The organism is Streptomyces sp. NBC_00984, from assembly GCF_045162475.1.
Taxonomy (GTDB): Bacteria; Actinomycetota; Actinomycetes; order Streptomycetales; family Streptomycetaceae; genus Streptomyces.
This window is the reverse complement of the sequence record NZ_CP108734.1, coordinates 3,682,753-3,705,233: the sequence shown is the minus strand read 5'-3', so window position 1 is coordinate 3,705,233 and position 22,481 is coordinate 3,682,753. Positions and strand designations below refer to the sequence as shown.

32 protein-coding genes are annotated in these 22,481 nt (G+C 67.6%); 30 read left to right on the top strand and 2 right to left on the bottom strand.

Annotated features, from left to right (window positions below):
- Positions 1 to 22 precede the first annotated feature (22 nt).
- From rplV to truA, 26 genes are all read left to right on the top strand, one after another.
- Positions 23 to 370 carry a 50S ribosomal protein L22 gene (gene rplV, locus OG520_RS16110; RefSeq protein WP_073733141.1) on the top strand — a complete coding sequence of 116 codons (348 nt, stop codon included), beginning with the start codon at positions 23 to 25 and terminating at the stop codon, positions 368 to 370.
- Positions 370 to 1,212 carry a 30S ribosomal protein S3 gene (gene rpsC / locus OG520_RS16105; protein WP_093540760.1) on the top strand — a complete coding sequence of 281 codons (843 nt, stop codon included), beginning with the start codon at positions 370 to 372 and terminating at the stop codon, positions 1,210 to 1,212. The genes rplV and rpsC overlap by 1 nt, the downstream gene beginning before the upstream one ends.
- 5 nt (positions 1,213 to 1,217) lie before the next feature.
- The gene (gene rplP, locus OG520_RS16100; protein WP_014047785.1) at positions 1,218 to 1,637 is read left to right on the top strand and encodes a 50S ribosomal protein L16; all 420 of its coding nucleotides are present in this window, start codon (positions 1,218 to 1,220) and stop codon (positions 1,635 to 1,637) included.
- A complete protein-coding gene (rpmC, locus tag OG520_RS16095) occupies positions 1,637 to 1,861 on the top strand; it encodes a 50S ribosomal protein L29 (RefSeq protein ID WP_124716937.1) in 225 nt (74 codons plus the stop codon). The genes rplP and rpmC overlap by 1 nt, the downstream gene beginning before the upstream one ends.
- Complete coding sequence (rpsQ, locus tag OG520_RS16090; protein WP_030977953.1) at positions 1,861 to 2,145, top strand: 30S ribosomal protein S17; 285 nt, start codon at positions 1,861 to 1,863, stop codon at positions 2,143 to 2,145. The genes rpmC and rpsQ overlap by 1 nt, the downstream gene beginning before the upstream one ends.
- Before the next feature lie 106 nt (positions 2,146 to 2,251).
- A complete protein-coding gene (gene rplN / locus OG520_RS16085; RefSeq protein ID WP_003966950.1) occupies positions 2,252 to 2,620 on the top strand; it encodes a 50S ribosomal protein L14 in 369 nt (122 codons plus the stop codon).
- 2 nt (positions 2,621 to 2,622) lie between these two features.
- Positions 2,623 to 2,946, top strand: a complete 324-nt coding sequence (gene rplX, locus OG520_RS16080) for a 50S ribosomal protein L24 (protein WP_003966949.1) — start codon at positions 2,623 to 2,625, stop codon at positions 2,944 to 2,946.
- Complete coding sequence (gene rplE, locus OG520_RS16075; protein WP_093897251.1) at positions 2,946 to 3,503, top strand: 50S ribosomal protein L5; 558 nt, start codon at positions 2,946 to 2,948, stop codon at positions 3,501 to 3,503. The genes rplX and rplE overlap by 1 nt, the downstream gene beginning before the upstream one ends.
- Before the next feature lie 2 nt (positions 3,504 to 3,505).
- Positions 3,506 to 3,691 (top strand): type Z 30S ribosomal protein S14, encoded by a 186-nt coding sequence (locus OG520_RS16070; RefSeq protein WP_003948630.1) that lies wholly within the window; start codon positions 3,506 to 3,508, stop codon positions 3,689 to 3,691.
- 224 nt (positions 3,692 to 3,915) lie between these two features.
- Positions 3,916 to 4,314: a 30S ribosomal protein S8 gene (gene rpsH / locus OG520_RS16065; protein WP_124716936.1), complete on the top strand. Its 399-nt coding sequence runs from the start codon at positions 3,916 to 3,918 to the stop codon at positions 4,312 to 4,314.
- Positions 4,315 to 4,335: 21 nt separating this feature from the next.
- Positions 4,336 to 4,875: a 50S ribosomal protein L6 gene (rplF, locus tag OG520_RS16060; protein ID WP_406013621.1), complete on the top strand. Its 540-nt coding sequence runs from the start codon at positions 4,336 to 4,338 to the stop codon at positions 4,873 to 4,875.
- Positions 4,876 to 4,877: 2 nt separating this feature from the next.
- Positions 4,878 to 5,261: a 50S ribosomal protein L18 gene (gene rplR, locus OG520_RS16055; protein ID WP_093540756.1), complete on the top strand. Its 384-nt coding sequence runs from the start codon at positions 4,878 to 4,880 to the stop codon at positions 5,259 to 5,261.
- A gap of 46 nt (positions 5,262 to 5,307) precedes the next feature.
- On the top strand, positions 5,308 to 5,913 hold the full coding sequence (gene rpsE, locus OG520_RS16050; RefSeq protein ID WP_030914151.1) for a 30S ribosomal protein S5: 606 nt from the start codon (positions 5,308 to 5,310) through the stop codon (positions 5,911 to 5,913).
- The gene (gene rpmD, locus OG520_RS16045) at positions 5,913 to 6,095 is read left to right on the top strand and encodes a 50S ribosomal protein L30 (RefSeq protein WP_018550611.1); all 183 of its coding nucleotides are present in this window, start codon (positions 5,913 to 5,915) and stop codon (positions 6,093 to 6,095) included. Before rpsE ends, rpmD begins: the two co-directional genes overlap by 1 nt.
- Before the next feature lies 1 nt (position 6,096).
- Positions 6,097 to 6,552, top strand: coding sequence for a 50S ribosomal protein L15 (rplO, locus tag OG520_RS16040; RefSeq protein WP_018550610.1), 456 nt, complete (start codon positions 6,097 to 6,099; stop codon positions 6,550 to 6,552).
- Positions 6,553 to 6,766: 214 nt separating this feature from the next.
- Positions 6,767 to 8,086, top strand: a complete 1,320-nt coding sequence (secY, locus tag OG520_RS16035; RefSeq protein ID WP_406013620.1) for a preprotein translocase subunit SecY — start codon at positions 6,767 to 6,769, stop codon at positions 8,084 to 8,086.
- Positions 8,086 to 8,742: an adenylate kinase gene (locus OG520_RS16030; protein WP_266415462.1), complete on the top strand. Its 657-nt coding sequence runs from the start codon at positions 8,086 to 8,088 to the stop codon at positions 8,740 to 8,742. The genes secY and OG520_RS16030 overlap by 1 nt, the downstream gene beginning before the upstream one ends.
- Before the next feature lie 138 nt (positions 8,743 to 8,880).
- The gene (gene map / locus OG520_RS16025; protein ID WP_406013619.1) at positions 8,881 to 9,717 is read left to right on the top strand and encodes a type I methionyl aminopeptidase; all 837 of its coding nucleotides are present in this window, start codon (positions 8,881 to 8,883) and stop codon (positions 9,715 to 9,717) included.
- Positions 9,718 to 10,165: 448 nt separating this feature from the next.
- Positions 10,166 to 10,387 (top strand): translation initiation factor IF-1, encoded by a 222-nt coding sequence (infA, locus tag OG520_RS16020; RefSeq protein WP_003956442.1) that lies wholly within the window; start codon positions 10,166 to 10,168, stop codon positions 10,385 to 10,387.
- Positions 10,388 to 10,447: 60 nt separating this feature from the next.
- Positions 10,448 to 10,561, top strand: coding sequence for a 50S ribosomal protein L36 (gene rpmJ, locus OG520_RS16015; RefSeq protein ID WP_003956441.1), 114 nt, complete (start codon positions 10,448 to 10,450; stop codon positions 10,559 to 10,561).
- A 194-nt stretch (positions 10,562 to 10,755) separates the two neighbouring features.
- Positions 10,756 to 11,136 carry a 30S ribosomal protein S13 gene (gene rpsM, locus OG520_RS16010; RefSeq protein ID WP_014047799.1) on the top strand — a complete coding sequence of 127 codons (381 nt, stop codon included), beginning with the start codon at positions 10,756 to 10,758 and terminating at the stop codon, positions 11,134 to 11,136.
- A 105-nt stretch (positions 11,137 to 11,241) separates the two neighbouring features.
- Positions 11,242 to 11,646 carry a 30S ribosomal protein S11 gene (gene rpsK, locus OG520_RS16005; RefSeq protein ID WP_006376016.1) on the top strand — a complete coding sequence of 135 codons (405 nt, stop codon included), beginning with the start codon at positions 11,242 to 11,244 and terminating at the stop codon, positions 11,644 to 11,646.
- 31 nt (positions 11,647 to 11,677) lie between these two features.
- On the top strand, positions 11,678 to 12,304 hold the full coding sequence (gene rpsD / locus OG520_RS16000) for a 30S ribosomal protein S4 (protein WP_093897256.1): 627 nt from the start codon (positions 11,678 to 11,680) through the stop codon (positions 12,302 to 12,304).
- 107 nt (positions 12,305 to 12,411) lie between these two features.
- On the top strand, positions 12,412 to 13,434 hold the full coding sequence (locus OG520_RS15995; protein ID WP_024755423.1) for a DNA-directed RNA polymerase subunit alpha: 1,023 nt from the start codon (positions 12,412 to 12,414) through the stop codon (positions 13,432 to 13,434).
- Positions 13,435 to 13,688: 254 nt separating this feature from the next.
- Complete coding sequence (gene rplQ, locus OG520_RS15990; protein WP_124716932.1) at positions 13,689 to 14,189, top strand: 50S ribosomal protein L17; 501 nt, start codon at positions 13,689 to 13,691, stop codon at positions 14,187 to 14,189.
- 97 nt (positions 14,190 to 14,286) lie between these two features.
- A complete protein-coding gene (truA, locus tag OG520_RS15985; protein WP_399327163.1) occupies positions 14,287 to 15,141 on the top strand; it encodes a tRNA pseudouridine(38-40) synthase TruA in 855 nt (284 codons plus the stop codon).
- A 5-nt stretch (positions 15,142 to 15,146) separates the two neighbouring features.
- Here the strand turns inward: truA and OG520_RS15980 are convergent, their stop codons facing one another.
- The gene (locus OG520_RS15980; RefSeq protein WP_406013618.1) at positions 15,147 to 17,039 is read right to left on the bottom strand and encodes a hypothetical protein; all 1,893 of its coding nucleotides are present in this window, start codon (positions 17,037 to 17,039) and stop codon (positions 15,147 to 15,149) included.
- A 17-nt stretch (positions 17,040 to 17,056) separates the two neighbouring features.
- Positions 17,057 to 17,908: a hypothetical protein gene (locus OG520_RS15975; protein WP_406013617.1), complete on the bottom strand. Its 852-nt coding sequence runs from the start codon at positions 17,906 to 17,908 to the stop codon at positions 17,057 to 17,059.
- Positions 17,909 to 17,966: 58 nt separating this feature from the next.
- On the opposite strand from OG520_RS15975, the gene OG520_RS15970 reads away from it, so the two are divergent.
- The 4 genes from OG520_RS15970 (at position 17,967) to glmM (ending at position 22,479) form a co-directional block, all read left to right on the top strand.
- A complete protein-coding gene (locus tag OG520_RS15970; protein ID WP_385325554.1) occupies positions 17,967 to 19,595 on the top strand; it encodes an ABC-F family ATP-binding cassette domain-containing protein in 1,629 nt (542 codons plus the stop codon).
- Positions 19,596 to 19,934: 339 nt separating this feature from the next.
- Positions 19,935 to 20,378, top strand: a complete 444-nt coding sequence (gene rplM / locus OG520_RS15965) for a 50S ribosomal protein L13 (RefSeq protein ID WP_072486702.1) — start codon at positions 19,935 to 19,937, stop codon at positions 20,376 to 20,378.
- Positions 20,379 to 20,422: 44 nt separating this feature from the next.
- Positions 20,423 to 20,950, top strand: coding sequence for a 30S ribosomal protein S9 (rpsI, locus tag OG520_RS15960; protein ID WP_030914197.1), 528 nt, complete (start codon positions 20,423 to 20,425; stop codon positions 20,948 to 20,950).
- 170 nt (positions 20,951 to 21,120) lie between these two features.
- A complete protein-coding gene (gene glmM / locus OG520_RS15955; protein ID WP_399327169.1) occupies positions 21,121 to 22,479 on the top strand; it encodes a phosphoglucosamine mutase in 1,359 nt (452 codons plus the stop codon).
- Positions 22,480 to 22,481: the final 2 nt, after the last annotated feature.

The window sequence follows — 22,481 nt, the reverse complement described above, 5'->3', positions numbered from 1 at the left end:
GACTCACACCGAAGGGACAACCATGGAAGCCAGGGCCCAGGCGCGGTACATCCGCGTCACGCCCATGAAGGCCCGCCGCGTGGTGGACCTCATCCGTGGCATGGATGCCACGGAGGCTCAGGCGGTCCTGCGTTTCGCCCCGCAGGCCGCGAGCGTGCCGGTTGGCAAGGTGCTGGACAGCGCCATTGCCAACGCCGCACACAACTACGACCACCCCGACGCCTCTTCGCTGGTCATCAGCGAGGCGTTTGTGGACGAGGGTCCGACCCTGAAGCGGTTCCGTCCGCGTGCTCAGGGCCGTGCCTACCGGATCCGTAAGCGGACCAGCCACATCACCGTGGTCGTCAGCAGCAAGGAAGGAACCCGGTAATGGGCCAGAAGGTAAACCCGCACGGGTTCCGGCTCGGCATTACCACGGACTTCAAGTCCCGTTGGTACGCCGACAAGCTGTACAAGGACTACGTCAAGGAAGACGTCGCCATTCGTCGCATGATGACGAAGGGCATGGAGCGGGCCGGCATCTCGAAGGTCGAGATCGAGCGCACCCGCGACCGCGTCCGCGTTGACATCCACACCGCCCGTCCGGGCATCGTCATCGGTCGCCGTGGCGCCGAGGCCGACCGCATCCGTGGCGAGCTGGAGAAGCTGACCGGCAAGCAGGTCCAGCTGAACATCCTCGAGGTCAAGAACCCCGAGGTGGACGCTCAGCTGGTGGCCCAGGCCGTCGCCGAGCAGCTCTCCTCCCGCGTCTCCTTCCGTCGTGCCATGCGCAAGAGCATGCAGAGCTCGATGAAGGCCGGCGCCAAGGGCATCAAGATCCAGTGCGGTGGCCGCCTCGGCGGCGCCGAGATGTCCCGCTCGGAGTTCTACCGCGAGGGCCGTGTGCCCCTGCACACGCTCCGCGCGAACGTCGACTACGGCTTCTTCGAGGCCAAGACGACCTTCGGCCGCATCGGCGTGAAGGTCTGGATCTACAAGGGCGACGTCAAGAACATCGCCGAGGTCCGCGCCGAGAACGCCGCTGCCCGCGCCGGCAACCGCCCGGCCCGTGGCGGCGCTGACCGCCCGGCCGGCCGTGGTGGCCGCGGTGGCGAGCGTGGCGGTCGCGGTCGCAAGCCGCAGCAGCAGTCGGCTCCGGCTGCCGAGGCCCCCAAGGCCGAGGCTCCCGCCGCTGCCGCTCCGGCTGCCGAGAGCACCGGAACGGAGGCCTGACCGAAATGCTGATCCCCCGTAGGGTCAAGCACCGCAAGCAGCACCACCCGAAGCGCAGCGGTATGTCCAAGGGTGGCACGCAGGTTGCGTTCGGCGAGTACGGCATCCAGGCGCTGACCCCGGCGTACGTGACGAACCGCCAGATCGAGGCTGCTCGTATCGCGATGACCCGCCACATCAAGCGTGGCGGCAAGGTCTGGATCAACATCTACCCGGACCGCCCCCTGACGAAGAAGCCGGCCGAGACCCGCATGGGTTCCGGTAAGGGTTCTCCCGAGTGGTGGATCGCGAACGTCAAGCCGGGTCGGGTGATGTTCGAGCTGTCCTACCCGAACGAGAAGATTGCTCGTGAGGCGCTTACCCGCGCTGCTCACAAGCTTCCGATGAAGTGCCGGATCGTTCGGCGCGAGGCAGGTGAGTCGTGATGTCGGCCGGTACCAAGGCGTCCGAGCTGCGCGAACTGGGCGGCGAGGAGCTCCTCAACAAGCTCCGCGAGGCCAAGGAAGAGCTGTTCAACCTCCGCTTCCAGGCGGCGACCGGGCAGCTCGAGAACCACGGTCGGCTCAAGTCCGTCCGTAAGGACATCGCCCGGATCTACACCCTGATGCGCGAGCGCGAGCTGGGCATCGAGACGGTGGAGAGCGCCTGATGAGCGAGAAGACTGTGACTGAGACGAACACCGACCGCGGTTTCCGCAAGACCCGTGAGGGTCTGGTCGTCAGCGACAAGATGGACAAGACCGTCGTCGTCGCTGTCGAGGACCGTGTCAAGCACGCGCTGTACGGCAAGGTCATCCGCCGTACGAACAAGCTCAAGGCGCACGACGAGCAGAACGCCGCCGGCGTCGGCGACCGCGTCCTCCTGATGGAGACCCGGCCGCTGTCCGCCACGAAGCGGTGGCGCGTCGTCGAGATCCTCGAGAAGGCCAAGTAATTCCTGAGGGGCATTCCCCTCAGGCAAGTTCCGCCAGGCTCGGTGGGGCCCGCTCCGGTGACGGAGTGGCCCCCGCCGGGAACCGGCAGACGATCAGGAGATAGACGTGATCCAGCAGGAGTCGCGACTTCGCGTCGCCGACAACACGGGTGCGAAGGAAATCCTCACCATCCGTGTTCTCGGTGGTTCGGGTCGCCGCTACGCGGGCATCGGTGACGTCATCGTCGCCACCGTCAAGGACGCGATCCCCGGTGGCAACGTGAAGAAGGGTGACGTCGTCAAGGCCGTCATCGTTCGCACCGTCAAGGAGCGTCGCCGTCAGGATGGCTCGTACATCCGCTTCGACGAGAACGCCGCCGTCATTCTGAAGAACGACGGTGACCCCCGCGGCACCCGCATCTTCGGCCCGGTGGGCCGGGAACTGCGCGAGAAGAAGTTCATGAAGATCATCTCGCTCGCGCCGGAGGTGCTGTAAGCATGAAGATCAAGAAGGGCGACCTGGTTCAGGTCATCACCGGTAAGGACAAGGGCAAGCAGGGCAAGGTCATCGTGGCCTACCCCGCTCAGGACCGCGTCCTCGTCGAGGGTGTCAACCGGGTCAAGAAGCACACCAAGGCCGGTCAGACCGCTCGCGGTTCGCAGACCGGTGGCATCGTCACGACCGAGGCCCCCATCCACGTGAGCAACGTTCAGCTCGTCGTGGAGAAGGACGGCAACAAGGTCGTCACGCGCGTCGGTTACCGCTTCGACGACGAAGGCAACAAGATCCGCGTTGCCAAGCGGACGGGTGAGGACATCTGATGGCTACCACCACCACTCCGCGTCTGAAGACGAAGTACCGCGAGGAAATCGCCGGCAAGCTGCGTGAGGAGTTCTCGTTCGAGAACGTCATGCAGATCCCCGGTCTGGTCAAGATCGTGGTCAACATGGGTGTGGGCGACGCCGCCCGCGACTCCAAGCTGATCGACGGCGCCGTGCGCGACCTCACCACGATCACCGGTCAGAAGCCGGCCGTCACCAAGGCCCGCAAGTCCATCGCGCAGTTCAAGCTGCGCGAGGGCCAGCCGATCGGCTGCCACGTCACCCTCCGTGGTGACCGGATGTGGGAGTTCCTGGACCGTACGCTGTCGCTCGCGCTGCCGCGTATCCGTGACTTCCGTGGTCTGTCGCCGAAGCAGTTCGACGGCCGTGGCAACTACACCTTCGGTCTCACGGAGCAGGTCATGTTCCACGAGATCGACCAGGACAAGATCGACCGGGTCCGGGGCATGGACATCACCGTGGTCACCACGGCGACCAATGACGACGAGGGTCGTGCCCTCCTTCGTCACCTCGGCTTCCCGTTCAAGGAGAACTGACCGTGGCGAAGAAGGCTCTGATCGCTAAGGCCGCCCGTAAGCCGAAGTTCGGCGTCCGCGGGTACACCCGCTGCCAGCGCTGCGGCCGGCCCCACTCCGTCTACCGCAAGTTCGGCCTGTGCCGCGTGTGCCTTCGTGAGATGGCTCACCGTGGCGAGCTGCCGGGCGTGACCAAGAGCTCCTGGTAATTCTCCTTCGCCCCTTGGGCGTTGGGAATCACCGGAGACTCTCGGTAAGCATCTGGTCGGCAGGAGTCCGGCCTCACATGCCGTAGGCTTGTGGGGTTGGGCGCCTGCCGCCCAAGACCGACTTACTACGCCGTAGGTCCCCGCACCGCACCCGTCCTGCCTCTGAGTGGGGAGAGGGATGGCGCATACAGGAAACCCCGGCGAGAGAGGCCGAAGGCCAACTCATGACCATGACTGATCCCATCGCAGACATGCTCACGCGTCTGCGTAACGCGAACTCGGCGTACCACGACGATGTCGCGATGCCGCACAGCAAGATCAAGTCGCACATCGCGGAGATCCTCCAGCAGGAGGGCTTCATCACCGGCTGGAAGGTCGAGGACGCCGAGGTTGGTAAGAACCTCATCCTCGAGCTGAAGTTCGGCCCGAACCGCGAGCGCTCGATCGCCGGCATCAAGCGAATCTCGAAGCCGGGTCTGCGTGTATACGCAAAGTCCACCAACCTGCCGAAGGTCCTCGGCGGCCTGGGCGTGGCGATCATCTCCACGTCCCACGGTCTCCTGACCGGACAGCAGGCCAGCAAGAAGGGCGTAGGTGGGGAAGTCCTCGCCTACGTCTGGTAGTCGGGAACGGAGGAATAGCTCATGTCGCGAATCGGCAAGCTCCCCATCCAGGTTCCCGCCGGTGTGGACGTCACCATCGATGGCCGGACGGTCGCAGTGAAGGGCCCCAAGGGCACCCTCTCGCACACCGTTGCCGCGCCGATCGAGGTCACCAAGGGTGAGGACGGCGTTCTGAACGTCGCCCGCCCGAACGACGAGCGTCAGAACAAGGCCCTTCACGGCCTGTCCCGCACGCTGGTGGCGAACATGATCACCGGTGTGACCCAGGGATACATCAAGGCGCTCGAGATCAGTGGTGTCGGTTACCGCGTCCAGGCGAAGGGCTCCAACCTGGAGTTCGCCCTGGGCTACAGCCACCCGATCCTGATCGAGGCCCCGGAGGGCATCACCTTCAAGGTGGAGTCCCCCACGAAGTTCTCCGTCGAGGGCATCGACAAGCAGAAGGTCGGCGAGACCGCGGCCAAGATCCGCAAGCTGCGGAAGCCTGACCCGTACAAGGCCAAGGGCGTCAAGTACGCCGGCGAGGTCATCCGCCGCAAGGTCGGAAAGGCTGGTAAGTAGCCATGGCATACGGCGTGAAGATCGCCAAGGGCGACGCCTACAAGCGTGCCGCCCTCAAGCGTCGCCACATCCGCGTCCGCAAGCACATCTCCGGTTCGCCGGAGCGTCCGCGCTTGGTCGTGACGCGGTCCAACCGCCACATGGTGGCCCAGGTCATCGACGACATCGCGGGCCACACGCTCGCGTCGGCGTCGACCCTGGACGTCTCCATCCGTGGTGGCGAGGGCGACAAGAGCACCCAGGCCAAGCAGGTCGGCGCCCTGGTCGCTGAGCGCGCCAAGGCCGCAGGCGTCGAGGCCGTCGTGTTTGACCGCGGTGGTAACCAGTACGCCGGGCGGATTGCCGCTCTGGCTGACGCCGCCCGTGAAGCCGGTCTGAAGTTCTGAGCCCGGTTCCTACGCACAGCGGACGTAACAGAGAGAGGTAAATCCAATGGCTGGACCCCAGCGCCGCGGAAGCGGTGCCGGTGGCGGCGAGCGGCGGGACCGGAAGGGCCGTGACGGCGGCGCAGCTGCCGCCGAGAAGACCGCGTACGTTGAGCGCGTTGTCGCGATCAACCGCGTCGCCAAGGTTGTGAAGGGTGGTCGTCGCTTCAGCTTCACCGCGCTGGTCGTGGTGGGCGATGGTGACGGCACCGTCGGTGTCGGTTACGGCAAGGCCAAGGAAGTTCCCGCGGCCATCGCCAAGGGCGTGGAAGAAGCCAAGAAGAACTTCTTCAAGGTTCCGCGCATCCAGGGCACCATTCCTCACCCGATCCAGGGCGAGAAGGCTGCGGGCGTCGTCCTGCTGAAGCCTGCTTCCCCCGGTACCGGTGTTATCGCCGGTGGCCCGGTGCGCGCCGTTCTGGAGTGCGCCGGCGTTCACGACATCCTGTCGAAGTCGCTCGGCTCCGACAATGCGATCAACATCGTGCACGCGACCGTGGCGGCCCTCAAGGGCCTGCAGCGTCCCGAGGAGATCGCGGCCCGCCGTGGTCTGCCGCTCGAGGACGTCGCCCCCGCGGCTCTGCTTCGTGCACGTGCGGGAGCGGGTGCGTAATGGCTCGCCTCAAGATCACGCAGACGAAGTCGTACATCGGCAGCAAGCAGAACCACCGCGACACCCTGCGTTCGCTCGGGCTCAAGCGCCTGCACGACGTGGTTGTCAAGGAGGACCGCCCCGAGTTCCGCGGAATGGTGCACACCGTCCGCCACCTCGTGACGGTTGAGGAGGTCGACTGACATGGCGGAGAACAAGCCGCTGAAGGCCCATGACCTCCGGCCCGCCCCGGGCGCCAAGACCGCCAAGACCCGTGTGGGTCGTGGTGAGGCGTCCAAGGGTAAGACCGCCGGTCGTGGTACCAAGGGCACGAAGGCCCGTTACCAGGTTCCGGAGCGCTTCGAGGGTGGGCAGATGCCCCTCCACATGCGTCTCCCGAAGCTCAAGGGCTTCAAGAACCCGTTCCGCACCGAGTACCAGGTCGTGAACCTGGACAAGCTCGCGACGCTCTACCCCGAGGGTGGAGAGGTCACCGTGGCCGACCTGGTCGCCAAGGGTGCGGTGCGCAACAACCACCTCGTCAAGGTCCTCGGACAGGGCGAGATCTCCGTGGCACTGCAGGTTTCGGTTGACGCCGTCTCCGGCTCCGCCAAGGAGAAGATTGCCGCCGCGGGCGGCACCGTCACCGAGCTCGTCTGAGACAACTCGATGGCCTGAACATCCGACCGGGGATGCCTCTCATATGGGGCATCCCCGGTTGGTCGTTCCTAGGGGGGCATGGTCGCCGGTAAGGTGGCGTGCGTCGTTGTGTGGTAACCCCTGGGCGCCCGCCCGGGGACTTTGACTGTTTACGTATTCGTCGATCCTCAAGACCGTCACCTCTACGCTTTGCGCGGGGGTCGCAGGAGGCACCGTGCTCACCGCGTTCGCCCGGGCGTTCAAGACGCCCGACCTGCGCAAGAAGCTGCTCTTCACGCTCGGCATCATCGTGCTCTACCGGCTCGGGGCACACATCCCGGTACCCGGAGTGAGCTACGAGAACGTCCAGACCTGTGTTGATCAGGCCAGCAAGGGCAACAACAGCCTCTTCGGCCTGGTGAACATGTTCAGCGGTGGTGCACTGCTGCAGATCACGATCTTCGCGCTCGGCATCATGCCGTACATCACGGCCAGCATCATTCTTCAGCTGCTGACCGTGGTCATCCCCCGACTCGAGGCGCTCAAGAAGGAGGGGCAGTCCGGGCAGGCCAAGATCACGCAGTACACGCGTTATCTGACCGTCGCGCTCGCCATCCTCCAGGGCACCGGCCTGGTGGCCACCGCCACCAGCGGCGCCCTCTTCAGCGGCTGCCCGGTCGCCGACCAGATCGTCCCCAACCAGTCGATCTTCACGACCATCGTGATGGTCATCACGATGACCGCGGGTACCGCGGCCGTCATGTGGCTCGGTGAGCTCATCACCGACCGCGGCATCGGCAACGGCATGTCGATCCTGATGTTCATCTCGATCGCCGCCAGCTTCCCCGGCTCCCTGTGGGCCATCAAGACCAGCGGCAAGCTGGCCGACGGCTGGATCGAATTCGGCACCGTCATCCTGATCGGCTTCGTGATGGTGGGCCTCGTCGTCTTCGTCGAGCAGGCCCAGCGCCGCATTCCGGTGCAGTACGCGAAGCGAATGATCGGCCGCAGGTCGTACGGCGGTACCTCGACGTACATTCCGCTGAAGGTCAATCAGGCGGGTGTGATTCCCGTCATCTTCGCTTCTTCGCTGCTCTACATCCCCGCCCTGATCGTCCAGTTCTCCAACTCCACCGCGGGCTGGGCGACCTGGATCAAGGACAACTTCGTCAAGGGCGACCACCCGTACTACATCACGGCGTACTTCCTGTTGATCGTCTTCTTCGCCTTCTTCTATGTGGCGATTTCGTTCAACCCCGAGGAAGTCGCCGACAACATGAAGAAGTATGGTGGGTTCATCCCGGGTATCCGGGCTGGTCGACCTACTGCCGAGTACCTGAGCTACGTGCTCAACAGGATCACTTGGCCGGGCTCGCTGTACTTGGGTCTGATCGCTCTTGTGCCGACGATGGCGTTGGCCGGCTTCGGTGGTGCGAACGCCAACTTCCCGTTCGGCGGGACGAGCATCCTGATCATCGTGGGTGTGGGGCTGGAGACCGTGAAGCAGATCGAGAGTCAGCTCCAGCAGCGCAATTACGAAGGGTTCCTCCGCTGATGCGAATCGTCCTCGTCGGGCCGCCCGGTGCCGGCAAGGGAACGCAGGCTGCGTACCTTGCCAAGAACCTGTCGATTCCGCAGATCTCCACGGGCGATCTCTTCCGCGCCAACATCAGCCAGGGCACCGACCTTGGCAAGCAGGCCCGCGCCTTCATGGACGCGGGTCAGTTGGTCCCGGACGAGGTCACCATCGGGATGGCCAAGGACCGCATGTCCCAGCCGGACGCCGAGAACGGCTTCCTGCTGGACGGCTTCCCGCGCAACGTGGGTCAGGCCGAGGCCCTTGACGCCATGCTGAAGGACGAGGGCACCAAGCTCGACGCGGTCCTGGACCTGGAGGTCCCCGAGGACGAGGTGGTCAAGCGCATCGCCGGCCGCCGGATCTGCCGGAACGACGGCTCGCACGTCTTCCACGTGACGTACAACCCGCCGAAGACCGAGGGCGTCTGCGACGTCTGCGGCGGCGAGCTGTACCAGCGCGACGACGACACCGAGGACACGGTTCGTACGCGGCTGGAGGTCTACCACACGCAGACCGAGCCGATCATCGATTACTACCGGGCCCAGAACCTCGTGGTCACCATCTCCGCGCTCGGCAAGGTCAACGATGTGACCGAGCGGGCGATGGAGGCTCTCAAGTCCGACCAGGGCTGAGCGAAAACACCCGCAGTACTTGTGCAGTCGGCCGCGGCGTCCATGGGCGCCGCGGCCGACTGCTTGCGCCGTATCGTTGTGTGAGTACGCCGCAGACATCACCGTTCGATGCAGTCCGATGCAGAGAGGCGCCGCGCAATGGTGCAGATCAAGACCCCCGAGCAGATCGCGAAGATGCGTGAGGCGGGGCTGGTGGTCGCTGCCATTCACGCGGCCACCCGTGAGGCGGCGGTGCCCGGCGCCACCACGCTCGACCTGGACCAGGTCGCCCGCAAGGTGATCGCCGATCACGGCGCGAAGTCGAACTTCCTCGGGTACGGCGGGTTCCCCGCGACCATCTGCACCTCGGTCAACGAGGTCGTCGTCCACGGCATCCCGGACGACAAGACCGTCCTCAAGGACGGCGACATCATCTCCATCGACGCCGGCGCGATCGTCGACGGCTGGCACGGCGACGCCGCGTACACGGCCTTCGTCGGCACCGGTCACGCTCCGGAGCTGGTCGAGCTCTCCCGGGTGACCGAGGAGTCCATGTGGGCCGGTATCGCCGCGATGAAGGTGAACAACCGCCTCGTCGACATCTCGAAGGCGATCGAGTCCTACATCCGCCGCCAGCCCCGCCCCGCCACCGGCAAGTACGGGATCATCGAGGACTACGGCGGCCACGGTATCGGCACCGAGATGCACATGGACCCGCACCTGCTGAACTATGTCGCCCGCAAGCGAGGCAAGGGCATCAAGCTCGTCCCCGGCGTCTGCCTGGCCATCGAGCCGATGGTCTCGCTCGGTACGGCGCAGACCGAGGTGCTCCAGGACGACTGGACCGTCATCACCACGGACGGCACCTGGTCCTCCCACTGGGAGCACTCGATCGCCCTCACCGAGCAGGGTCCCCTGGTCCTGACCGCCCCCGACTGCGGCAAGGCGAAGCTGGCGCAGTACGGCATCGAGGTGGCTCCGGACCCGCTGGGCTGAGCCGGCACCGCCGGGCGGAGCCGGGCGCAGCCGGCCGAAGCCTGTGAGGCGCTCCGGCGCCGAGCCCGCGAGGGCTGCGTGGAGGAGGGGTCGGCATCGAGGTGGCTCCGGACCCGCTGGGCTGAGCCGGCACCGCCGGGCGGAGCCGGGCGCAGTCGGCCGAAGCCTGTGAGGCGCTCCGGCGCCGAGCCCGCGAGGGCTGCGTGGAGGAGGGGTCGGCATCGAGGTGGCTCCTGACCCGCTGGGCTGAGTCGGCGCACCGCGGCGCCCGGCCCGATGGGGGATTTGGCCTGCTTGTGGAGGTCTAAGGATCTCCTCGGTTGGGCAAACTTGACGGATTCGTCTTTTGGGGTCCGCTGACGTAGACTGACTCGTCGGCTGTCGTGCATCAGTGTGTCCGCATGCGATGCCGAAAGTCGATCAAGGTAGCCGATTCGAAAGGCGAAGCGTGGCCAAGAAGCAAGGTGCCATCGAAATTGAGGGCACCGTGATCGAGTCCCTCCCGAACGCCATGTTCAAGGTGGAACTCCAGAACGGTCACAAGGTCCTCGCGCACATCAGCGGCAAGATGCGGATGCACTACATCCGAATCCTTCCGGATGACCGGGTCGTCGTGGAGCTTTCCCCGTACGACCTGACGCGTGGCCGGATCGTCTACCGCTACAAGTAGATCTTGCCTCCACCCCGCTTCCGCGCGGTGACGGCACTGACCCGGAGAACCTGACATCCCATGAAGGTCAAGCCGAGCGTCAAGAAGATCTGCGACAAGTGCAAGGTGATCCGCCGTCACGGTCGGGTCATGGTCATCTGCGACAACCTGCGCCACAAGCAGCGCCAGGGCTGACGCACGACCCCCTGCATCTCGCAGTACTTCGCGCGACGCACGTAAAACGTACATACGCAGAGTCCGTCCAAGCTTCGGCTGACGACACCTCCGGCGGGGGCCGGGGACCCGGGCGTACCACCTCTCGTCACGAGCGGTCGGCGATCGGGAGCGGCACTGCGGAAGACCCCCGAATTAACAACTGGAGCCATTGAATGGCACGCGTTTCAGGTGTTGACATCCCGCGCGAAAAGCGCGTGGAGGTTGCCCTCACCTACGTCTTCGGTATCGGGCGCACCCGGTCCAAGGAGATCCTCGCCACCACCGGCGTGAACCCGAACACCCGCGTTCGTGACCTGGCCGAAGAGGACCTGGTCAAGATCCGCGAGTACGTGGACGCCAACCTCCGCACCGAGGGTGACCTTCGCCGCGAGATCCAGGGCGACATCCGCCGCAAGATCGAGATCGGCTGCTACCAGGGCATCCGCCACCGTCGCGGTCTGCCGGTCCACGGCCAGCGCACCAGCACGAACGCTCGTACCCGCAAGGGCCCGCGTCGCGCGATCGCCGGCAAGAAGAAGCCGGGCAAGAAGTAGTCCTCAGCGGACGCACTGCGGGCGTCCGGGCCACCGGTCATCCGCAGCAACCAGCGGTCTTCGCTGTAGGACCGATCACCTCCCCTCTCCATCTGGAGTCAAGACATGCCCCCCAAGGGTCGTCAGGGCGCAGCCAAGAAGGTGCGTCGCAAGGAAAAGAAGAACGTCGCTCACGGCCACGCGCACATCAAGAGCACGTTCAACAACACCATCGTCTCGATCACGGACCCCGCGGGCAACGTGATCTCCTGGGCCTCCGCCGGCCACGTCGGCTTCAAGGGCTCGCGCAAGTCCACCCCCTTCGCCGCGCAGATGGCCGCCGAGTCGGCCGCCCGCCGCGCGCAGGAGCACGGCATGCGCAAGGTTGACGTCTTCGTCAAGGGTCCGGGCTCCGGCCGCGAGACCGCGATCCGTTCGCTCCAGGCCACCGGCCTGGAGGTCGGTTCGATCCAGGACGTCACCCCCACTCCGCACAACGGATGCCGGCCGCCCAAGCGTCGCCGCGTCTGATTCCGTCTGAAGCAACGGAGACAACTGGAAAATGGCGCGATACACCGGGGCCGACTGCAAGCGTTGCCGTCGGGAGAAGCAGAAGCTGTTCCTCAAGGGCAGCAAGTGCGAGAGCGCGAAGTGCCCGATCGAGATCCGTCCTTACCCCCCGGGTGAGCACGGACGCGGGCGCACCAAGGACAGCGAGTACCTGCTTCAGCTTCGTGAGAAGCAGAAGTGCTCGCGTATCTACGGTGTTCTTGAACGACAGTTCGTGAACTACTACAAGGAAGCGAACCAGAAGACCGGCAAGACCGGTGAGAACCTTCTGCGCATCCTTGAGACCCGCCTCGACAACGTGGTCTACCGGGCAGGCTTCGCCAAGTCCCGCGACCACGCCCGTCAGCTGGTGCGTCACGGACACATCGCCGTGAACGGCACGAAGACCGACATTCCGTCGGCCCGCGTCGCCGTGAACGACGTCATCGAGGTTCGTCAGAAGTCCAAGGCCCTGACCCCCTTCCAGGTGGCCCAGGCCGAGGCCGGCGAGCGCACCGTACCGGCGTGGCTCGAAGCCGTGCCGTCGACGATGCGGATCCTCGTGCACTCCCTGCCCGAGCGCCAGGTGATCGACACCCAGGTGCAGGAGCAGTTGATCGTCGAGCTCTACTCCAAGTAGTAGCTCGTGGGTCCGGGCGGTACGGCTCTTCGGGGTCGTGCCGCCCGTACCCTTGTCGGTATCTGGGGGCGTCAAATAGTGGGCGCCCACGACTGAAGGAACGCAACATGCTTATCGCTCAGCGTCCGTCGCTGACCGAAGAGGTCGTTGACGAGTTCCGCTCCCGGTTCGTCATCGAGCCGCTGGAGCCGGGCTTCGGCTACACCCTCGGCAACTCTCTTCGCCGCACGCTCCTCTCCTCGATCCCCGGCGCTGCTGTCACCAGCATCCGGATCGACGGTGTCCTGCACGAGTTCACCACCGTGCCGGGTGTCAAGGAGGACGTCACCGACCTCATCCTCAACATCAAGCAGCTGGTCGTCTCCTCGGAGCACGACGAGCCGGTCGTGATGTACCTGCGCAAGCAGGGTCCCGGCCTGGTCACCGCTGCTGACATCGCCCCGCCAGCCGGTGTCGAGGTCCACAACCCGGACCTGGTCCTGGCCACGCTCAACGGCAAGGGCAAGCTGGAGATGGAGCTGACCGTCGAGCGCGGTCGCGGCTACGTCTCCGCCGTCCAGAACAAGCAGGCGGGCCAGGAGATCGGCCGTATCCCGGTCGACTCCATCTACTCGCCGGTGCTCAAGGTCACGTACAAGGTCGAGGCGACCCGTGTCGAGCAGCGCACCGACTTCGACAAGCTGATCGTCGACGTCGAGACCAAGCAGGCCATGCGTCCCCGTGACGCCATGGCTTCGGCCGGTAAGACCCTGGTCGAGCTGTTCGGCCTGGCGCGCGAGCTCAACATCGACGCCGAGGGCATCGACATGGGCCCGTCCCCGACGGACGCCGCGCTCGCCGCCGATCTGGCGCTGCCGATCGAGGAGCTTGAGCTCACGGTCCGTTCGTACAACTGCCTCAAGCGCGAGGGCATCCACTCCGTGGGTGAGCTCGTGGCTCGTTCCGAGGCCGACCTGCTCGACATCCGCAACTTCGGCGCGAAGTCGATCGACGAGGTCAAGGCGAAGCTGGCCGGTATGGGCCTCGCGCTGAAGGACTCGCCTCCCGGCTTCGACCCGACCGCCGCCGCCGATGCCTTTGGCGCCGACGACGACGCGGACGCCGGTTTCGTGGAGACCGAGCAGTACTGATCCGCCTCCGGCCGGGGTGCCCGGGTTTTCTGGGCGCCCCGGACCGGGGTGAGGCTTTGTCCTCGATCGCCGGACGGGCTTGATCTCGGCTCGTGCGCGAGGGCTCTGTCCTCGATCGCCGGACGGGCTCGATTTTAGGGCTGAGGCCCGATGTCGGGTGCGTGCGGCAGACGAAGACTTCCGTGTGGCGTCCGCCGCGCGGGAACTGACACCGGTACCTGATACGGCCGGTGCAGCACACAAGGAGAAAAACCATGCCTCAGCCCGCCAAGGGTGCCCGTCTGGGCGGCAGCGCTGCGCACGAGAAGCTTCTTCTCAACAACCTCGCGAAGTCGCTGTTCGAGCACGGCCGCATCACCACGACCGAGGCCAAGGCTCGTCGCCTGCGTCCGGTCGCCGAGCGTTTCATCACCAAGGCGAAGAAGGGCGACATCCACAACCGTCGCCTGGTGCTGCAGTCGATCACGGACAAGGGCGTCGTGCACACGCTCTTCACCGAGATCGCCCCGCGGTACGAGAACCGCCCCGGTGGTTACACCCGCATCACCAAGATCGGCAACCGTCGTGGCGACAACGCCCCGATGGCGGTCATCGAGCTGGTCGAGGCGCTGACCGTGGCCCAGCAGGCCACCGGTGAGGCCGAGGCCGCCACCAAGCGTGCGGTCAAGGAAGACGCCCTCAAGAAGGACGAGGCTCCGGCCGAGGCCGTCGAGGACGCCAAGCCGGCCGACGACGCCGAGTCCAAGGACGCCTGAGCGTTCTGAGACCACTGGACGGGCCCGCATCACCCTTCGGGGCGGTGCGGGCCCGTTCCGTATGTACCTGCGAGTAGCTGCGGAAAAGGACCCTTGGGTGAGTGACGAAGTGGAGCCCGGCTTCGTACGGGTGCGGCTGGACCTGGCGTACGACGGCAAGGACTTCTCGGGCTGGGCGAAGCAGACCTCCAGGCGGACCGTCCAGGGCGAGATCGAGGACGCGCTGCGGACCGTGACGCGGTCCTCGCGGACGTACGACCTGACCGTCGCCGGGCGGACCGATGCCGGGGTGCACGCCCGGGGCCAGGTCGCGCATGTGGATCTGCCGGACGAGGTGTGGGCCGAGCACGCGGACAAGCTGCTGCGGCGGATGGCCGGGCGGATGGCGCCCGATGTGCGGATCTGGCGGATCGCGCCGGCGCCCGCCGGTTTCAACGCGCGGTTCTCGGCGCTGTGGCGTCGGTACGCCTACCGCGTCTGCGATCGTCCCGGCGGGGTGGATCCGCTGTTGCGCGGTCATGTGCTGTGGCACGACCGGCCGTTGGACGTGGCCGCGATGAACGAGGCGGCGGCCCGGATGGTCGGGGAGCACGACTTCGCCGCGTACTGCAAGAAGCGCGAGGGCGCGACGACCATCCGTACGCTGCAGAAGCTGAGTTGGGTACGGGACGGGGCGACCGGGATCCTGACGGCGACCGTGCAGGCGGACGCGTTCTGCCACAACATGGTCCGCGCGCTGATCGGCGCGGCGCTCTTCGTCGGGGACGGGCGCCGTCCGGCCGAGTGGCCGGCCCAGGTGCTGGCGGCCCGGGTGCGGGACCCCGGGGTGCACGTGGTGCGTCCGCACGGGCTGACGCTGGAGGAAGTGGCCTACCCGGCCGACGAGTTGCTGGCCGCCCGCGCCCTGGAGGCGCGCAATGTGCGCACGCTCCCCGGGGGCGGTTGCTGCTGAGACGTCTACTCCCGGTCCGCTGTCGCCGCCGCGGCGGTGTGTGCCCGCCGTTGGCGCCAGGCGCGCCTCAGCCCGGCCGCCGTGAAGAGGGCCGCGAGCGTGTACGCCGTCGCGAGGGACGGGGTGATGTCGGGGGCCGCCCAGCCGTGCACCGAGGCCGCGGTGAACAGCAGCAGGCTCAGCACGCGCAGCAGCCACCAGCGCGGCCGGCGGGGCTCGTACGCGTCCGGGGACGCCGGGTGCTCGCCGTCCTGGGTGGTCATCGTGGAACGCATGCCGGCCAGCAGGCCCCGCCGGGTGAGCACCCGGGCGCCCGGCAGGGTGTCCAGGACGTCCGGGCGGTCACCGAAGCCCGGCGGGAGCGGGGGCAGGGCCAGGGCCGCCAGGAGGTCCGACTGGTGGCGGGGCGGGTTGCCGGTGGAGCGGAGTATGTGCGTCAGCGGGCGGGGGTCCGGGAGGGCGAAGGCGCGGGCCAGGGCCTCGGCCGTGGCGGTGACCGCGGCGTGGTCGGGGGCCGGGGACGTGGCGTTCCACTCGTGGGCGGCCAGCGGCCTGCCCTTGAGGAACAGCGTGAGCCCGCAGCGCTCGGGGGTGCGGCGCAGGACCAGCGTGGGCCACTTCTCGCCGGTGGTGAAGTTGTCGGCCGCCGTGGTCAGCGGGTCCTCCGTGGACAGGATCGAGCGCTTGGCGGGGCGTGCCCCGGCGACGGCCTCGACATAGGTGTGCCTGTCGGTCGCGGGGGCGGTGCGGAGCGAGACGCCGCACATCAGCGCCGCCTGCGCCACCTCCGCAGGGCGGGCCACCGCTATCGCCACCGCGCAGGGGGCGCCGGGGGCTGGGGCCGGCGCGGTGCGGGGCTGCGGGGGTCGGCCGAAGAAGGGTGTCAGGGACGCCAGTTGGATGCGGGTGCCGGAACGGGTTTCGAGGAACTCCTGGCGCGGGTCGTCGCCGAAGTACGCCCAGGGGAATTCGGTGGCGTGGGTGCCGATGCTGCGGAAGGCGTCGAGGGCTTCGTCCCAGCGCTCCGTGCGCAGCAGCATCAGGGCCAGGCAGTTGCGGAAGCCGGCCGCCTCCTGGTTGCCCGGTCCGTACGCCTCCGAGAGGTCCAGGGCGCGGGTGACCGCGGCTGTGACGCGGGGCGCGTACGGGTCGGGGCCGGGCGGTGCGCCGGGGGACCGAACTACGTACTCCAGTGCCGCGAACAGAGGCAGCGCGTGCAGCTTCGAGCCGGGCGGGGCCGTGTCGGCCGCGCGCTCGGCGAAGTCGAACATCTCCGTGTGCGAGCCGTGCCACTTCGCGCAGAGGTAGGTGAGGGCGGCGGTGTGGCATCCGTAGTGGTGCGGGTCGCGGGCCAGGGCCTGCGCCCAGTAGCCGTCGAAGACCTCGCGGGGGGCCTGGCTGCCCAGCGCGTGGGTCAGGGCGATGCGCCAGGGCACGGGGTCGGCGGGGTTGAGTTCGGCCGCTCTGCCGATCACCGGTGCGGCGTCCTCCAGCAGTGCGAAGAAGGCCCGGAACCGGTCGCGCGAGACCTGCCCGGTGTTTTCCGTGGAGCGCATCTCCCACGCCTGGTGGATGCCGAGATCCGCCCTGACCAGGGCCGCGTCCGGGTCCTCGGGGTGTTCGGCCTGCCAGGCGTCCAGCCAGCCGGGGTTGTGCAGGGCGGCCCCGGCGAGCCGTGCCGCGTAGCCGTCCCTCAGCTCCCACTGCCGGTGCTCGCGGGTCCCGGCGAGCAGCTCCCGGGCGGGGCCGTGGTCGCCGTCGGCGGCCGAGGCCAGGGCGGCCCGGAGCGCGGGGTCCGGCGCGTCGACGGACACGGCCTCGTCCGGCGGCAGGTCGGCGCCGATGGCCGCGCTGTGGCGCAGCACGCGGGGAAGGGTGAGCAGGAATGGAAGGCGCACGGATCCCCGGTACCCCGTCAGCCGGTCTGCGTGGTGGCCGCGGCCGAGGCCTGGAGCTCGCCGCGGTGGCGGATCTGACGGAACGTGAAGTTCGTCAGGTCGTCACCGGTGGCGTAGGCGTTCTTGTCGGCCGTGGTGACGTTCTTGCCGTCGGTGTACCCGCTGATGGCGAAGTAGGCGTAGCGGCCGTAGGAGTTGGCGGTACGGCGGCAGACCGATCCGGGCAGGCAGAAGGGCGGCACGCCCGCGCCGCTCAGCGTGGCGATGCTGCCGCTCGCCTGCCGGGCCGCCTTCTTCGCCTGTGCTTCCGTCCGGAAGACCGCGAGGCCGACGGTGACGGCGACGCCGTCCTTGCTGTACGTGGCCCGGACGACCTGGTCGCAGCCGTTGTTCACGAGGATCGGGCCGAGGGCGCCCTTCGTGGTCGCGGCGCAGTTCTTCGTCTGCTGGGTCGCGCCCTTGACGTAGACCCGGTTGCCCATCGTCAGCTTCTTGCCGGGGAAGAACGCGTCGACGGTGATCGGCGCCCGGTCCTTCTTCGCGTCGGAGATGTAGTCCTTCGGGTCCGGCGGGGGCGGCGGGGCCACCGAGGAGAAGGACGGCTCGGGCTCGGCGGTGTCGCTCGGCAGATCGCTCGGCGCGGGCAGCTCGCTCGCGTTCTTGCCGGAGTTGTTGCTGTTGTTCTTGTTGGTCGAGATGACGGCCGTGGCCACGATCGCGCCGATCGCCGCGGTGGCGAGCACGCCGCCGCCGATCAGCAGCCACCTCTTGCGGCGGTTGCGCGCGGCGGACTCGTCGGCCAGCGCTGCCCAGTCCGGAGTCTGTGTGCCCCCGGGCCCCCAGGAGGGCCCCCCTTGCCCAAAGCTCATGCGGCGAATCCTAGAGGAGACGTAAACCGGTTGGGCCAGGGCTTCGCGGGCCGTGACAATGCTGTGCATGGGACATCTTGAAGCGGGCCACCTGGAGTACTACCTACCGGACGGGCGGGTGCTGCTCGGCGATGCTTCGTTCCGGGTGGCGGACGGGGCCGTGGTCGCCCTCGTGGGGGCCAACGGTGCCGGGAAGACGACGCTGCTCAGGCTGCTCGCCGGGGATCTCCAGCCGCACGGCGGTTCCGTCTCGGTGAGCGGCGGGCTCGGGGTGATGCAGCAGTTCGTGGGCTCCGTGCGCGACGAGCGCACGGTCCGGGACCTGCTCGTCTCCGTGTCCCAGCCGCGTATCCGGGAGGCGGCCCTGGCGGTCGACCGGGCCGAGGAGCTGATCCTCACCGTCGACGACGAGGCCGCGCAGATGAAGTACGCGCAGGCCCTGAGCGACTGGGCGGAGGCCCGCGGGTACGAGGCCGAGACCGTCTGGGACATGTGCACCACGGCCGCGCTCGGCGTCCCGTACGAGAAGGCGCAGTGGCGCGAGGTGCGCACGCTGTCCGGCGGTGAGCAGAAGCGCCTGGTGCTGGAGGCGCTGCTGCGCGGTCCCGACGAGGTGCTGCTGCTCGACGAGCCGGACAACTATCTCGACGTGCCCGGCAAGCGCTGGCTGGAGGAGAAGCTCAAGGAGACCCGTAAGACGGTCCTCTTCGTCTCCCACGACCGCGAGCTGCTGTCCAGGGCCGCCGAGAAGATCGTCAGCGTGGAGCCGAGCCCGGCCGGCAGTGACGTGTGGGTGCACGGCGCCGGCTTCGACACGTACCACCAGGCCCGCAAGGACCGGTTCGCCCGGTTCGAGGAGCTGCTGCGGCGCTGGGAGGAGGAGCACGCCCGGCTGAAGGCGCTGGTCCACCGGCTGCGGCAGCAGGCGGCGATCAGCCCCGACATGGCGTCCCGCTACCGGGCGATGCAGACCCGCTTCAAGAAGTTCGAGGACGCGGGCCCGCCACCGGAGCCGCCGCGCGAGCAGGACATCAAGATGCGGCTGCGCGGCGGCCGGACCGGGGTACGGGCGGTGACCTGCAAGAACCTTGAGCTGACCGGGCTGATGAAGCCGTTCGACCTGGAGATCTTCTACGGGGAACGGGTCGCCGTCCTCGGCTCGAACGGATCGGGGAAGTCGCACTTCCTGCGGCTCCTCGCGGGCGAGCAGGTCGCGCACACGGGGGAGTGGAAGCTCGGGGCACGCGTCGTACCCGGGCACTTCGCGCAGACCCACGCCCATCCGGAGCTGCTGGGCAAGACGCTGGTCGAGATCCTGTGGACGGAGCACGCCAAGGACCGGGGCGGCGCCATGTCCGTACTGCGCCGCTACGAGCTGGAACGGCAGGGTGACCAGCCCTTCGAGAAGCTGTCCGGCGGGCAGCAGGCGCGGTTCCAGATCCTGCTCCTGGAGCTGGCCGGCACGACCGCGCTGCTGCTGGACGAGCCGACGGACAACCTGGACCTGGAGTCGGCGGAGGCGCTGCAGGACGGTCTGGAGGCGTACGAGGGGACCGTGATGGCCGTCACGCACGACCGGTGGTTCGCGAAGTCCTTCGACCGCTATCTGGTGTTCGGCTCGGACGGGGTCGTACGCGAGACGACGGAGCCGGTGTGGGACGAGCGGCGGGTGGAGCGGGCGCGGTAGCGCGCGGCGCACCCCCGCGGGAACCCGCACCAACCAGCCCGTCCGGCGATTGAGGACGGAAGCCCCGGCAGCGGGGCCGGCCAGGCCGGGGAACCCCGCTGCCGCCCGCCGGGGGCCACACGTTTTGACCCGTCCGGGGCGGGGCGGGTAGTCTCGTTAATTGTTATGCGTATTGGCTTCGTCGTTCTCACGCGTAGGGCCCTTACGTAGGTTCTCTGGAGCAGTTACCAGTGGCTCGCATACGGGCAGCGTCCCCGGCATTGTGAGCCCCAGCTGCATGATCGCTTCAGAGGTGCCATGTGTCTGGACCCCATCCACTGAAGAAGCGAAGGCTACGAAGTGCGTACGTACAGCCCCAAGCCCGGCGATGTGACGCGCCAGTGGCACATCATTGACGCGCAGGACATCGTCCTGGGTCGTCTGGCCACCACGGCTGCGAACCTCCTCCGCGGCAAGCACAAGGCGATCTACGCCCCCCACATGGACATGGGCGACTTCGTCATCATCATCAACGCCGAGAAGGTTCACCTCTCCGGCAACAAGAAGACCCAGAAGATGGCGTACCGCCACTCCGGGTTCCCGGGTGGTCTGCGCTCCGTCCGTTACGACGAGCTGCTCGCCAAGAGCCCCGAGAAGGCCGTCGAGAAGGCCATCAAGGGCATGATCCCCAAGAACAGCCTGGGCCGTCAGATGCTCTCGAAGCTCAAGGTCTACGCGGGCGACCAGCACCCGCACGCTGCTCAGCAGCCGGTCCCGTTCGAGATCACCCAGGTCGCGCAGTAGTTCCGGCCTCCCCCTAAGACCAAAAGAAAGATCTGAGGAGAATCGTGGCCGAGACCACTGTTGAGAACCCCGTCGAGGGCACCGAGGGCGAAGAGGTCTTCGCCGAGGTGACCACCTTCGAGTCCGAGGTTCCCGTCGAGGGCGAGTACACCAGCGAGTCGCTGGCCTCCCGCTTCGGCGACCCGCAGCCCGCCGCCGGCCTTGGCCGTCGGAAGAACGCCATCGCCCGCGTCCGGATCGTTCCGGGCACCGGCAAGTGGAAGATCAACGGTCGCACCCTTGAGGACTACTTCCCCAACAAGGTGCACCAGCAGGAAGTCAACGAGCCCTTCAAGGTGCTCGAGCTCGACAACCGCTACGACGTCATCGCCCGCATCTCGGGTGGCGGCGTCTCGGGTCAGGCCGGCGCCCTGCGCCTCGGCGTGGCCCGTGCGCTGAACGAGGCGGACGTGGACAACAACCGCGCCCCGCTGAAGAAGGCCGGCTTCCTCTCCCGTGACGACCGTGCGGTCGAGCGCAAGAAGGCCGGTCTCAAGAAGGCCCGCAAGGCCCCGCAGTACAGCAAGCGCTAATCCGCCTGCTCATCTGCTTTACACGTTCGCCCCGGCGGCACACCTCGTGCTGCCGGGGCGTTCGTTTATCGGCACCCTCGGGCGTATAACGGCATAAGACGTTCATAGGCTTGTTGTGCTGCTTTGGTTGATTTGGTTGTGCGGTTTCGGAGCATCTTCGGAGGACACCAGTGGGACGACTCTTCGGCACGGACGGTGTGCGCGGTGTCGCCAATGCGGATCTGACGGCCGAGCTGGCGCTCGGTCTCTCGGTCGCTGCGGCGCATGTTCTCGCCGAGGGGAGCACTCTCGACGGGACCCGGCCGACAGCCGTGGTGGGCCGTGACCCACGCGCGTCCGGAGAGTTCCTGGAGGCCGCCGTCGTGGCCGGTCTCGCCAGCGCCGGCGTGGACGTCCTGCGCGTCGGTGTGCTGCCCACCCCGGCGGTGGCGTACCTCACCGGCGCGCTGGGCGCCGACCTCGGTGTGATGCTCTCCGCGAGCCACAACTCCATGCCGGACAACGGTGTCAAGTTCATCGCCCGCGGCGGTCACAAGCTCTCCGACGAGCTGGAGGACCGGATCGAGTCGATCTACCAGCAGCACCGCACCGGTGAGCCGTGGGAGCGCCCGACCGGGGCCGGTGTGGGACGCGTCACCGAGTACGCGGAGGGCTTCGACCGTTACGTGGCCCACCTCGTCGCGGTCCTGCCGAACCGGCTCGACGGGCTGAAGGTCGTGCTCGACGAGGCGCACGGCGCGGCCGCCCGGGTCTCGCCCGAGGCCTTCGCGCGGGCCGGTGCCGAGGTCGTCACGATCGGTGCCGACCCGAACGGCCTGAACATCAACGACGGCTGCGGCTCCACCCATCTGGAGCCGTTGAAGGCCGCCGTCGTGGAGCACGGCGCCCACTTCGGCATCGCGCACGACGGCGACGCGGACCGCTGCCTGGCCGTGGACGCCACGGGCGAGGAGGTCGACGGCGACCAGATCCTGGCCGTCCTCGCCCTCGCCATGCGCGAGGCCGGACAGCTGCGCAAGGACACCGTGGTCGGCACCGTCATGTCCAACCTCGGCTTCAAGATCGCGATGGAGCGGGAGGGCATCCAGCTCGTCCAGACCGCCGTCGGCGACCGCTACGTACTGGAGTCGATGAAGGCCGAGGGCTACGCGCTGGGCGGCGAGCAGTCCGGCCATGTCATCGTCCTGGACCACGCCACGACCGGCGACGGCACGCTGACCGGCCTGCTGCTGGCGGCCCGGATCGCCGCCACCGGCCGTACGCTCGCCGATCTGGCCGGGGTCATGCAGCGGCTGCCGCAGCTGCTGATCAACGTCCGCGACGTCGACAAGTCCCGGGTCGCGACCTCCCCCGAGGTCGCCGAGGCCGTGGCCGAGGCCGAGCGCGAGCTGGGCTCCACCGGACGCGTGCTGCTGCGCCAGTCGGGCACGGAGCCGCTGGTGCGGGTCATGGTCGAGGCGGCCGACATCGAGCAGGCGCGGGCTGTCGCCGAGCGGCTGGCCGATGTGGTGAAGTCCGCGCTGGGATAGTG